Raw genomic sequence first — 13,027 nt, 5'->3', positions numbered from 1 at the left:
CTTGGGAAGGAGATTTTTGTGGAAACTACCCTCGGTTTAGAAATTATTGAGGTCGTCGAACAAGCAGCAATTGCGTCTGCTCGTTGGATGGGCAAAGGCGAAAAGAACACTGCTGACCAAGTGGCCGTGGAAGCCATGCGGGAGCGGATGAATAAGATCCATATGCGTGGCCGGATCGTGATCGGTGAAGGCGAGCGCGATGATGCGCCCATGCTTTTCATCGGTGAAGAAGTGGGGATCTGCGCAACGCCTGACGGTGCCAAGAGCTGCAACCCTGACGAGTTGGTGGAAATTGACATTGCTGTTGACCCCTGCGAGGGTACGAACTTGGTGGCCTATGGCCAAAATGGTTCGATGGCGGTGTTGGCGATCGCCGATAAGGGCGGTCTGTTTGCGGCTCCTGACTTCTACATGAAGAAGTTGGCAGCGCCTCCGGCAGCCAAGGGCAAGGTGGACATTAACAAGTCGGCCACCGAAAACCTGAAGATCCTGTCGGAATGTTTGCACCGCTCGATCGAGGAGTTGGTGGTGATCGTGATGGATCGCCCCCGGCACAAGGATCTGATTGCTGAAATCCGGGAAGCCGGTGCGCGCGTTCGGTTGATCAGCGATGGCGACGTGTCGGCCGCTATCTGCTGTGCCTTCTCCGGGACGAACGTCCATGCCCTGATGGGGATTGGCGCGGCTCCTGAGGGTGTGATTTCCGCCGCCGCCATGCGCTGCGTCGATGGTCACTTCCAAGGCCAACTGATTTACGATCCCGAAATCGTGAAGACCGGCCTGATTGGCGAAAGCAAGGAGAAAAACCTGGAGCGTCTGGCCAGCATGGGCATCACCGATCCCGATCGGGTGTACAACGCTGACGAGTTGGCTTCGGGCGAAAACGTCCTCTTCGCCGCCTGCGGGATCACCCCCGGTGTGCTGATGGAAGGCGTGCGCTTCTTTGGCGGTGGTGCGCGGACTCAAAGCTTGGTCATCTCCAGCCAGTCCCGCACGGTGCGCTTTGTGGACACCATTCACCAATTCGGTAAGCCCTCGGTTCTGCAACTGAAGTAAGGGCTGACGGTTTGTAGTGGCTTGCTGAGGTCGCTTTGGCGATCGCGGCAAGCCATTGCCATGTCTATGGGTCGATCGCACCTCTGACTGCCAACAGCAGGTTCTTGTTAGATGCCAATGGCCAAAGAATTGTTAACCGAAAATCAAAAATTGACGTTTTGTTGCATTCACGAAGTCGATCGCCGTTTCGGTAGCCTTAGCCTCAGACCAAACTCCCCCAGCAATCGTTTGATCATTACTCAAGCAGGGGTTCATCAACAGTGATTGATTTCCTTTAAGACGCTCAAAGAGGCTAAAAGATACGATAATGGCATCATGCCATACATCCCCCTTAGAAAAGCGGTCGAATTTCTGGGGTTGAGCACCACAACGCTACGGAAGTATGCAGATGAAGGCAAAATCAAAAGCATCCGCACCCCTTCAGGGCAAAGGCTTTTTGACGTTGACTCCTTTCAACGGGAGCGATCAACAACAACTTCATCTGCCGTTGTTTGCTACTGCCGCGTCAGCTCGATCAAGCAACGAGACGATCTCGCAAGACAAGTCCAGTTCATGCGCGATCGCTACCCCGAAGCCGAAATCATCCAAGACATTGGATCGGGTCTCAACTTCCAGCGAAAAGGACTGCAATCCCTACTGGTTAGACTCATGCACGGTGATCAGCTCCAAGTTGTGGTTGCCTGTCGAGACCGACTCTGCCGATTCGGATTCGAGCTGTTCGAGTTCATGGTTCAACAAAACGGTGGTGAACTCGTGGTTCTCGACCAATCTGTTCACTGCCCAGAATCCGAACTCACAGCCGATCTGCTCGCCATCCTTCATCTCTTCTCTCGTCGAATGCCCGGACTCAGAAGTTACCGGAAGGCGATCCAGGAAGATCCGAATCTTCCTAAACCCTGATCAAAAAGCGCTCTTGAAGCAATGGTTTGGCGTTTCCAGATACGTCTACAACGCCACGATCAAACATCTTCAGGAACCGGGAACCAAAGCCAATTGGATGGCAGTTGTGCCCATCATCTTGGGTGCGCTTCCTGAATGGGCCAAGCCAGTCCCCTATCAGATCAAAAAGATTGCGGTCAAAGATGCTTGCACTGCCGTTCGAGAAGCCAAAAAAGGATTCAAGACGGACGGACAGATTCGCAAGTACCGTTTCCGTAGTCGCAAAGATCGACAACAAACGATCTACATCCCCAAATCAGCCATCAGTGAAAACGGTGTCTATTACACCATCTTGGGGAAAGCAACCCTAAAAGAATCAATTTCTGATGGCTTCAGTGATGGTCGGTTGACACTTGCCTATGGTGAGTATTACCTGATCACCTCAACAGAAGTGCAACCCATTCAGTCCGAAAACCAAGGGCGAGTGGTTGCCTTAGATCCCGGTGTTCGCACATTCATGACCTTCTTTGCTGAATCCTCCTACGGATGGATTGGCAATGACTCGAACTTGCTGATTCAAAAGCTGTGCTTCAAGCTGGATCGCCTGATTTCCAAAATCACCAAGGCTAAATCAGCTCAAAAGCGCCGCTTCAAGAAAGCCGCCGATCGCCTGCGTTCCAAGGTGCAACATCTGGTGAAAGAACTTCACCACAAAACCGCACGGTTTCTGACTGAAAACTTTGATGTGATCTTACTGCCCAGTTTTGAATTCTCTCAAATGGTGAGCAAATCACGTCGCAAGATTAAGTCGAAAACCGTGCGACAGATGTTGACCCTATCGCATTACCAGCTCAAGAAACATCTGGAGTGGAAAGCTTGGGAGTTGGGCAAGATTGCCTTGACCAATATCAATGAAGCTTACACATCCAAAACCGTTTCATGGACAGGTGAAATCGTGAAGATTGGCGGCTCTCGGGTCATCAAGTCGAAGGTTGATGGGCGGTCAATGAATCGGGATCTCAATGGTGCTCGTGGAATTTTCCTACGGGCATTGGTTGATACACCTTGGTTGAGAGACCATCTCAACTTATGCATTTGCTAGCATCCGTTAGCGTTTGATAGCAAAAAAGTATCGGTATAGCTAACCAGCGGTTGGCGATCGCTCCCCCCTTTTCTTAAAATCCCTGGAATAAAATCCCTGAAATTTGGCTAATCCAAACCCAGCTTGGCCCAATCAAGTGTCAAAGTTTCTATAGACCGATCGCCCGACGATTGGTAAATCCGTTAAAGTCGAACTTTCAACGCCGTTTGAGTACGTTTTAGCAAGAGGCCATATGAATATTGCTGTGATCGGACTGAGCCACAAGACGGCTCCGGTTGAAGTGCGCGAAAAATTGAGCATTCCCGAACCACAGGTCGAGGCAGCAATCGCCAGCTTAAGGAGTTGCTCCCATGTGGAAGAAGTGGCGATCCTCAGCACCTGCAACCGACTAGAACTCTATTGCGTTCTGAGTGAGGTCGATCGCGGCGTGCAGGAAGTGGTTGAAATTTTGGCAGAGCGCAGTAAGCTGCCCTTGGAAGCCTTGCGCCACCACCTGTTTGTTCTGTTGCGCCAGGATGCGGTGATGCACCTGATGCGGGTGGCGGCCGGTTTGGATAGCTTGGTGCTTGGCGAAGGTCAGATCCTCTCGCAGGTGAAAAACGCCTATAAACTCGGCCAAGATTACAAGGGAATTGCCCGCATCCTGAATCGATTGCTGAAACAGGCAATCACCGCCGGTAAGCGTGTGCGCACTGAAACCAGCATCGGCACGGGAGCCGTGTCCATCAGTTCCGCCGCCGTGGAATTGGCGCAACTGAAAGTGCCGGATTTGTCGCCCTGTCGCGTGGCCATTGTTGGGGCCGGCAAAATGTCTCGCCTGCTGGTGCAACATTTGCTGTCCAAGGGTGCAACCCAAATTTCGATCGTCAACCGATCGCTCGAACGGGCAGAAGAACTGGCTCGCCGCTTTCCGGATGCGAAGCTGAATCTGCATCCCCTGCCGAGCATGATGAGCACGATCGCCGCTTCAGACCTCGTGTTCACCAGCACCTCCGCCACGGAACCTATTCTCGATCGCGCCAAGCTGGAAGCCATCCTGCCCGAGCATCGATCGCTGATGCTCTTTGATATCTCCGTGCCCCGAAACATTGCCAGCGATGTGAATGAATTGCCCGGTGTGCAAGCCTTTGACGTGGACGACTTGAAAGAAGTGGTGGCCCAAAACCACGAAAGCCGCCGCAAAATGGCGATCGAAGCCGAAGCCCTGCTTGACGAAGAAGCCGAAGCCTTTGAAGCCTGGTTGCAATCCCTAGACACCGTTTCCACCATCGACAGCCTGCGCCGCAAAGTCGAAACCATCCGCACCCAAGAACTCGAAAAAGCCCTGTCTCGCCTGGGGTCAGAATTTGCCGAAAAGCACCAGGAAACGATCGAAGCCCTCACCCGTGGCATCGTCAACAAAATTCTGCACGATCCCATGGTGCAACTGCGAGCCCAGCAAGACATTGAAGCCCGCCAGCAGGCCATGCAAACCCTGCAAGTGCTGTTCAATCTAGAAACCGCCGACAGCGCCGCCTAGGCTGCCTCAGTCGCTGCCAGACCCTTAGAAACGACGGGTGGCTTGAGCAACCGCCCGTCATTCTAAATCGATGGTTTTTGAGACTATTCTTTTTGAGACGATTCAATAACAACGATCACGCTTGCTGTGGTGCGATCGTTGTTATTGAATTGCTTAGCTCAAGGCATTGCTTGGCTAAAGCATTCCGTGACAAAACACGGGTTGAGGCGTTTTTCAAGAACGACTGCGAGATTAGAAAGGGCGCGATCGCGATGCCTCGCCCAGGTCTTATGTCTATTGAGATCGCTTGAGATCGCTTGAGATGAGGTTGCTTGGGATCGCTAATACAGCCGCCGATGAAATTACCGACAACGATCGCCCACAACTATTTCAATTGAATTGGGTCAGAATTGATCAAATCACTACCCACAAGGTGATAGCCCTTTTGGGAAGCCAGCTCAACAATTTGTTGAATATTTAGGCTTCGTACCCAACTCATTTCCTCATGGGTTAGGGTCTGGGATTGCAGGTAATGGATCATAGAAATAAGATCAATACCCAGATCGCTCATAAAGTGCATGATTTTTAAGCTCCTGCAAGATGGCTAGACATAACCTTCGTGTCAGTTATGTTGAGGTGCTTTGAAACGTCAAAAGCGGGTGGCTTGATGGGGTTCCAGGTCGCTCAACAGGGGTTAGAAAATGGCCCGGAGAGGGTTTGGGCAAGGGATCACCAAGGGAGATCAGGTCTTGGCGTTGGCGTGAGTGGTTGTTAAGGAAAGTAATGCGATTAATTTCAAAGATTGAAAAATCCTAACAAACAACAGTGCCTAAATACGGAATTTTAGCACCCTCCAAGGAACCGCGATTGATATATTGCGAGTCTTTGAACATTGCAGTTGATTTTTTTGGAAAAACTTTGTATTGATCTTAGGAAAACTTCATCAAAAGTTTGTAACTATATTGTAATTATCTCGTAAATGTTTTGTAAATATTCAGGAATTTATTCTCAGACTGGATACTCAGACCGTGGTGGGTTGTGATGGCTAATGGTCTGGATTACCTCAATCTCTGAAGTGTGTGGTTACATGTTCAATTGGGCCACGAGTCGTTTTCATCATCGGCTGTAATCGCGAGTTGTGACCGGTGAACGCTAGGAGCGCCGATCGCTCAGTGGTTTCGCTTGGGGCAGCTTGGTTTGGCCTCTTTGAGCTTTGTGCTGGTTTTTGCGAGTTGAATTGGGTTTGTGCGAATACGGGAGATTAATCATGGGGATGTTGGTAGCAGAGGGGCTGCAAAAGTCCTATCAAGTGGCCCTGAAAGCGCCAGGGCTGCAAGGGACGATCGCCCACTTTTGGCGACGACGCTACCGCACGATCGAGGCGGTGAAGTCCGTGTCGTTTTCGATCGCCCCCGGCGAGGTGGTGGGTTTTTTGGGGGCCAATGGGGCCGGCAAAACCACCACATTGAAAATGCTGGCGGGGCTGATTTATCCCTCCGGCGGTCGGGTACGGGTGGCAGGCCATGAACCCTTTGCCAGAGAGTCGGCGTTCTTACATCAAATTGCCCTGGTCATGGGGCAAAAGCAACAATTAATTTGGGATTTGCCCGCCTGGGATTCGTTGCGGATTAATGGGGCGGTGTATGGCCTGAGCGATCGGGAATTGACCCAGCGGGTGGGCGAGCTGAGCGAACTGTTGGCGCTGGAGTCCAAACTGACGCAGCCGGTGCGTAAGCTGTCTTTGGGCGAGCGGATGAAGGCGGAGTTGCTGGCGGCGCTGCTCCATCGGCCGGCGGTATTGTTTTTGGATGAGCCGACCTTGGGGCTGGATGTGAATGCCCAGGCCAACTTGCGGGATTTCTTGCGGGAATATAACGAGCGCTATGGGGCGACGATTTTGCTTACGTCCCACTACATGGGCGACATCACGGCCCTATGCGATCGGGTGTTGTTGATTCATGAGGGGTCGTCGATCTATGACGGCAGCCTCTCGGGGTTGGTCGATCGATTCGCGCCCTATCGAGAAGTGCGGTTAGAGTTGGCCCAACCGATGACAACGGCCCAACTTCAGGATTTTGGGGAGGTGGTGGCGATCGAGGGGCGATCGGTGCAACTGTTGGTGCGACGAGAGGTGCTGACCCCAACGATCGCCCGCCTGCTGGAGCAGTTGCCGGTGCAAGACCTGAGCGTGACGGAACCCCCGATCGAAGACATCATTGGTCAGGTGTTTCGCTCAGGCTCGGCGACTGAAGCGCAACCGGATCCAGCTTAGCGGCCGCCAAGTTCAAGGTCGTCAGCCGTTCATAGGCGCGATCGACCGACAGGGCCCCGCGCAAAAAGCCCACACTGGCCCCCGGGCAGCAATGGGCCAGGTTGACCGGCGAAAAGCGATCGATCAAGGCCTGAACCGATCGTAGTTGGCGGAACCAATGGAAGGTTTTGGCGGTTTTGAGGGGCATCAACTCCCCCTGGGGCGTGGGCAACAGATGACGACCACTAAACAAAATGCCCCCCGCCCGATCGAGCCAAACGCAGGCTGAGCCGGGCGTGTGGCCCGGAGTCCAAATCACGCGCAGTTCTGGACTCAGGGTCACTTCTTCCCGAAACGTGGTTACCGGCAAATTAGGCAGCAGATAGGCCTCCTGTTCTTGCACCACCAATTCGCAGCGGGCGGCCGCGGACTGGGCGGCCGGCTCGCCCTCCTCAAGGGTTGTGGCCGGATTGCTGAAGGCCCGATGCAAGGCCCGCACGGTTTGCAGGGGGCCAAAGGAACTGCGGTGGGTAAAAATCCACCAACGCACTCCCCCATGCTGGGTTAAAAAATCTGCCGTTTCCTCATGCCAAGGTGGACAATCGATCAGAATATTGCCTGGCAGTTGATGAGCTGAAGAATGATCTGAATGATTTGAGTGATCTGATGGATCCGTTGGATCCGTTGGATCCGTTGGATTCGTCAGATTATGAACCGATTGAGTAGGATCATCAGTCGGTTGCTTGAACCCAGTCGGCTGATGAGCGGATGGAACTGATGAATTTGATGAATTGGCCGGTAGGCCATTATGGTCGGCCGAGTCAGCAGGGTTGATCGAGTTTCCTACAATGAAATAAGCAGTCCCGCCTAACGTGTCGCGGTTGGGCGGAAAGGCATAGATCGAATCGAAAACAGCCTGCGGTGGCTTGGGCATCAGATGATTGTTTGGCTAGTGTTGATCGGCATCGTCGCATATTTTATTGTCCGCCAGAGCGTTAGCGGCATCACACGCGCCTCCGTGTGGGTGTTGTGGTTGGTGATGATGGCTCCGGCCTTGATTTGGACGGCTTGGACGCTGGCCAATGGCCCCGGCCAGCCCGTGCCGCCCTGGTTGGCCCTGCCGCCGTTTATTGCCTGTCCGTTGATTTATGTGTGGTTGGTGCAACAGGGGCGATCGGCCCGGCCCCAACAGCCCACCAATGGGGATTTGGAATCCCCCATTTCGGTGCTGGCGGATCCCAGCAGTCCCGCCGAAGCCCTGGCCCTGGCCCAAGCCCTTGGCTCTGCCAAAATTTCGCCCCGTCTGCTCGATCGCACCGAAGAAGCCAGCCTGCAAGATTGCTTTCCCTGGTCGGTGTTTTACCTCAGCAGCGTGGAACATCGTCCCCAAGCGGCCCTCTGCTATGGGCAATTGCGGGCGGAACCGGCCCTGGCTTACCGGACGGTTTGCGACAAAATTCGCCAAAAGTTTAGCGATCGATTCCTGGTGATTTTCCAAGAAGGGCAAAACGGTAAGCCCTTCTTTGCCCTGGTTCCGAATCCCCAACGCACGCCCTTGGGCCAGGCCCTGAGCAAAGAACCGCCCCTCTGGAAACAGGTGGTTTGGTCGGTGGGGTTGCTGGGGTTGTCGCTGCTGTCCATGACCCTGATGGGGGCGGAGATGCTGCGGAACCCGAAGCTAGATTTGGTGCGAGATTGGGCCTTTATTCAGTCCGGTGCGCCCTACGCGATCGGGTTGTTGTTGGTTTTGGGGGCCCATGAACTGGGGCACTACTGGGCCGCTAAGCGCCATCGGGTGTCCGTTTCGTTGCCGCTGTTCATTCCGATTCCGGCCCTGCTGGGAACCCTGGGCGCGTTCACGCCCCTGCGATCGCCCATGCCCCACCGCCGTGCCATGTTTGATGTGGGCTTTTGGGGGGCGATCGGGGGGCTGTTGGTGGCCCTGCCCCTGTTGGTTTGGGGGTTGGCCCACTCCACGGTGGTGAATCCTTTGCCCGGCTCGGGGTTGCTGAACTGGCGTTCGATCGATCCTAGCTACTCCATCGCCCTGACCCTAATTAGCAAAGCCACCCTCGGCGCGGCCCTCACGCCCGGCAAGGCGATCGCCCTTCACCCGATCGCCCTGGCGGGCTACATCGGCCTTTGGTTAGGGGCCTTTCACCTGTTGCCCCTCGGTTCCTTGGATGGGGGGCGCATTGTCCGCGCCATGTTGGGAACCCAAGGAGCCATGCTGGTGGGACACATCACCCGATTTGCCGTGTTGGCCCTGGCCTTGGCCCGCAGCGAATTCCTGGCGCTGGCCCTGTTGGTCTTCTTTTTGCCTGCCATTAGCCAACCGGCTTTGGACGATGTGACCCCACTGGACGATCGACGGGATGGATTGGGCTTTTTGGCCTTGGCGGTGTTGGTATTGGTGGTGCTGCCTGCGCCGCGTTTGTTGCTGAGTTGGTTGAGCTGAGTTAGTTGAGCTGAGTTAGTTGAGCTAAGGGGTTGAGCTAAGGGGTGGCCAGGGTGCTGGATCGGCCACTGGCTGCCACACCCAAGGACTCCCGGATTTAGGACGATCGCCTCCGAAACAATAGCTAGTCACTCGGTCAGAGCCGGGGATCAACATCGACTCGCAATTGACTCGCAACGGGTTCGGAGGCTGTCTACATGAGTTCTTCCCGCAGCAATTTTGGTGAAACGGGCGATCGGGGCCGGGCAGCGGTCTGGGGTCCGGCCCTGGCGGTTCCCTTGGTGGCTCCTCTGGCCTTGGCGGCCAGCCCCGCCCAAGCCGTGACCCGCGCCACAACCCCGGTTCCTTGCCCTGTGACCGACGCGGGCCAACCCCAGGCCACCTGTGCCAGCTTGGCGGAACCCGAAGCCCCGATCGCCGCGGCCGAGACCACCGACCGCGCCGACCTGACCTTTGCCACCGCCAACGTCAGCACCGGAGAAGCGATCGGCCTGGAGCGCACCCTTGGGGGCCTCAGTTGGTTGCTGATTGCTTTGGGAACGGCTCCTTTGGCCATGACGGCGGCCCTCTGGTTGGGGCGACGCAAGGTGGTGAATCATTTGGTGCAGTCGGTGCGCCACAGCCTAAAGGATTTGGGCGATTTGGAAGCCCGGGTGAAGCTGGCTCGCCATCGGGCCGATCGCAGCCTGCAAGACCTGCAAGACCAGGTGGAACGCACCAAAATCTCAGCCGCTGCGTTGATTCATGAGCTGGAAACCCATGTGGCCGCTGTCAAGGGAACTGCCAACCAGGAACTAACCCAGTTTCAAGAACGGTTGGCCAGCGATCGCCGGGTTTCGCGTCACCAAATTGCGGAACTGGAGAAGGAATTTATTTCAAATATGCAAATTTTGGCGGGTCAAGCCGATCGCCAAAAGGCGCACATCATCCAAGAATTTACGCAAAAAGCGCCTCAGGAATTGCTGGCTTTGATTCAGCCGCAAATTCAGCAGGAATTGCGCACTTTGGTGGAGCAGTTGGTGTCTTTGCAGATGCAACAGATGCCGATGTTGGCTCCCACGGCGTTGCCCGCGAATGCCGATAATATCGCCGATCGGGCTGAACAACTGTTCCGTAACGGCGATCCGGAAGGGGCCTTGGCGGAATATGACAAGGCGATCGAGCAACAGCCGGACTGCTACGCCGCTTGGTGGGGAAAAGGGGTGGTTTTGGAAGCATTGCAGCGCTATCCAGCCGCGATTGCTGCCTACGATCGAGCCGTGCGCCTGAAGCCCGACAGCTACGAAAGTTGGCACAATCGCGGGCTGGTGCTGATGCGGCTGGGCAAATTTGAAGAAGCCGCCACCTCCTACCACCAGGCGATCGCCCTGAATCCCAATCACCCGGAACTGTGGCTGCATCAGGGATTAATCCTCAGTAAGTTGCAGCAAACCGATCAAGCCCTCAAGTCCTATAACCAAGCGATTTCCCTGAATCCCGATAGCCACGAAGCTTGGTATAACCGAGCCAATGCCCTGGCGCGGCTGCAACGGCCCCAAGAGGCCCTGCAAGCCTATGATCGGGCGATCGAGCTAAACGGTCAAAACGCCAGCGCCTGGCACAATCGCGGTATTGTGCTCACCCAGTTGGGCCAGTTTGCCGCCGCCCTCAGCAGCTATGACCAGGCGATCGACCTCGATCGCGCCGACCCGGAAACTTGGTACAGCCGGGGCAATGTGCTGGTGCGTTTAGACTGCTACCCCGAGGCGATCGAGTCCTATAACCAGGCGATCGCCCTCAATCCGCAGCATGAGCGGGCCCAGCGGAACTACAGCCTGCTGAGCGATCGCTTAGCCCAAGAGGCCGCCGCCCTGCAAACCGGTTAGCGCCCCTTTGCCTTGGGCCCGTAAGCCTGCCAAGCCAAATCCACCAGCCCGCCCATGGCCGCGATCGCCACGATCGGGCTGCCCTTGCGACCTTCCACGCAAATGTGGGACACCTGGGCATCGCGCAATCGGGCCTTGGTGGTGTCCACTTCCACAAACCCGGCCGGGGTGGCAATCACCAGGGCCGGGTTAATTTCTTCCGCCTCAATCAGTTCAATCAGTGCCAGCAGGGCCGTTTGCGACTCGCCCACCAGAAAGATGGCCTCCGGGTAACGCCGGGCCAGGGTTTGAATTCCCCAAGCGGCCTTGGTCAGGGCCTGTTGCGGCCGCACGATCGCCTCCGTGGCACAAAACACCGGATTGGCAAAGGTCGCCTGAATGGCAGGGGCAATCCCCACCTGCACCATCGGCACATCCACAATCACCGTTGTCCGAGCTGCCAGGGCCGCCGCGCCCGCACTGAGCGATCGCTCAGAAAAACTCAGGCAACTGGCATAGTCAAAATCTGCGGTGGCATAGATCACCCGACGCACCATCTCGTACTCTGCCGGTGAACGATCGCCCCGATCGCCCAACTCCCGATCGATCAGAGCCAGGCTCTGTGCGTCCGTGATATGCCACTCCATCATCAACAACTCGTGCCAACTCAGCTTGGGCGGGCCATGGCCCCAACCCTGCTCTAATTTCACCCACCCAAGGCACGGTGGCAACGATCGCGATCGCCCCGATGCTGAATTGGAGCACCGATCGCTAGAAAACTATCGCTAAAAAACGATTGCTAGAAAACGGTTAGTTAACCTTCAGCCCCAAAACTGGGTTTTGTTGCCCGATCCTAAGTTTCGGCCTCTGAAGGGGGGCGACCAAAGACCGGCGACAGGAAGGCCACCAATGCCCCGATCGCGAATCCGGCAATGTTGCGCACCAGGGGCAGCCAGTCCGCCGTGCGGGTCACCACCGGGCCAATGCCAAAGGCGATGAACAAAATGCCCCACAGCGGCGACAAAATCAGCGCCCATTGCCAGGAAATCCATTCGCCGGCCTTGCGCGGGTGGGCCGCAAAACCACAAATCACGCCGCCCAGCACCGAAGTCACCAGGGTTAGGATCCATTGCTCCTGGGGCAAACCGGGCACAAACTGACAGCCCCCTTGGCGCAGGCAACCCATCACCGATTCCAAGGATTGGACGATCGCCTGATTTTCCCCGTTTTCGCGCACAAAGAACTGGTTACCGTAGCGGGTTTGCAGCTCAATCCAAAAGGTGCGCGGAAAGACACTATAAAAATCGCCACCCACATTGAAGTTCAGCAAGTTGCCCCCCCGGGAGTCGGCCACCACCAGCAGGGTTTTGTTGTCCACATCCCAAAACCGCTTCACGGCCAGGCCGGGCGTTTGGTCAAATTGGGTCAAAACACGCAATTTCCAGCCGGTTTCCGCCTCAAAGTCCGCCAGGGTTTGGGCGAGTTTTTGCTCTTGGCCACTGGGCAACTGGTTGGCCAAGTCCACAACGGTGGTGAACTCCTTGGGCAGCAGGTCGGGGTTGTCGAAGGCTTGGGCGGGGGCCGGTGCGGCGATCCAGGCGATCGCACAAAGCACCAACGATCCCAGCGTGGCCATCAACCACTGTGACCAGCGGCGGGAAACCAGTTGTGTTGCCTTTTGCATAGGGACGCGCTCCAAAAGCCAGGGCGGAAGGATGGGGGACAAAATCGAATGGGGAAAAGAACTGGAAACCCTTGGTCTGTGGGGCAATCAAGGGGCCGGAGGATGGAAACCGTTGATTAATCGCAACAGTTCCCTCTAGTCAATATAAATGCTGTGGTGAATCGCAGCACCAACATCCAGACACAGCAAAGCGATCGCCCGTAAATACGAGCGATCGCTTGGGGTCACAAAATTACTGAGAACACGGCCTATGTA

Annotated in this window: 10 protein-coding genes; 7 read left to right on the top strand and 3 right to left on the bottom strand. The window is 55.6% G+C overall.

Features of this window, described 5'->3' with window-relative positions:
• Positions 1-18 precede the first annotated feature (18 nt).
• The 5 genes from glpX to VPK24_RS06885 all read left to right on the top strand — a co-directional run bounded on the left by glpX (position 19) and on the right by VPK24_RS06885 (position 6,807).
• Complete coding sequence (gene glpX, locus VPK24_RS06905; protein WP_393011617.1) at positions 19-1,056, top strand: class II fructose-bisphosphatase; 1,038 nt, start codon at positions 19-21, stop codon at positions 1,054-1,056.
• Positions 1,057-1,320: 264 nt separating this feature from the next.
• Positions 1,321-1,956, top strand: a complete 636-nt coding sequence (locus VPK24_RS06900) for an IS607 family transposase (RefSeq protein ID WP_393011615.1) — start codon at positions 1,321-1,323, stop codon at positions 1,954-1,956.
• A gap of 13 nt (positions 1,957-1,969) precedes the next feature.
• Entirely contained in the window at positions 1,970-3,037 is a 1,068-nt protein-coding gene (locus tag VPK24_RS06895) for a zinc ribbon domain-containing protein (RefSeq protein WP_393011613.1), read from the top strand.
• 232 nt (positions 3,038-3,269) lie between these two features.
• Positions 3,270-4,556: a glutamyl-tRNA reductase gene (locus VPK24_RS06890; protein ID WP_099531458.1), complete on the top strand. Its 1,287-nt coding sequence runs from the start codon at positions 3,270-3,272 to the stop codon at positions 4,554-4,556.
• 1,246 nt (positions 4,557-5,802) lie between these two features.
• On the top strand, positions 5,803-6,807 hold the full coding sequence (locus VPK24_RS06885) for an ABC transporter ATP-binding protein (RefSeq protein WP_190354153.1): 1,005 nt from the start codon (positions 5,803-5,805) through the stop codon (positions 6,805-6,807).
• On the opposite strand, the gene VPK24_RS06880 is transcribed toward VPK24_RS06885, so the two are convergent.
• On the bottom strand, positions 6,749-7,336 hold the full coding sequence (locus VPK24_RS06880; protein WP_190525790.1) for an MBL fold metallo-hydrolase: 588 nt from the start codon (positions 7,334-7,336) through the stop codon (positions 6,749-6,751). The two genes, VPK24_RS06885 and VPK24_RS06880, sit on opposite strands and share 59 nt — an antisense overlap.
• 387 nt (positions 7,337-7,723) lie before the next feature.
• Here VPK24_RS06880 and VPK24_RS06875 point away from each other — a divergent pair, with 387 nt between their 5' ends.
• Both VPK24_RS06875 and VPK24_RS06870 read left to right on the top strand, forming a co-directional pair.
• Positions 7,724-9,244: a site-2 protease family protein gene (locus VPK24_RS06875; RefSeq protein ID WP_393011610.1), complete on the top strand. Its 1,521-nt coding sequence runs from the start codon at positions 7,724-7,726 to the stop codon at positions 9,242-9,244.
• A gap of 197 nt (positions 9,245-9,441) precedes the next feature.
• Positions 9,442-11,109: a tetratricopeptide repeat protein gene (locus tag VPK24_RS06870; RefSeq protein WP_393011608.1), complete on the top strand. Its 1,668-nt coding sequence runs from the start codon at positions 9,442-9,444 to the stop codon at positions 11,107-11,109.
• Here the strand turns inward: VPK24_RS06870 and VPK24_RS06865 are convergent.
• Positions 11,106-11,735 carry a precorrin-8X methylmutase gene (locus VPK24_RS06865; RefSeq protein ID WP_099534740.1) on the bottom strand — a complete coding sequence of 210 codons (630 nt, stop codon included), beginning with the start codon at positions 11,733-11,735 and terminating at the stop codon, positions 11,106-11,108. The genes VPK24_RS06870 and VPK24_RS06865 overlap by 4 nt on opposite strands.
• Before the next feature lie 206 nt (positions 11,736-11,941).
• Positions 11,942-12,772, bottom strand: coding sequence for a TPM domain-containing protein (locus VPK24_RS06860; RefSeq protein ID WP_393011606.1), 831 nt, complete (start codon positions 12,770-12,772; stop codon positions 11,942-11,944).
• Positions 12,773-13,027 lie beyond the last annotated feature (255 nt).

The organism is Limnothrix redekei LRLZ20PSL1, assembly GCF_043235035.1.
GTDB lineage: Bacteria > Cyanobacteriota > Cyanobacteriia > CACIAM-69d > CACIAM-69d > CACIAM-69d.
The sequence above is the reverse complement of the archived record's forward strand: the minus strand, read 5'-3'. Positions and strand labels throughout refer to the sequence as shown.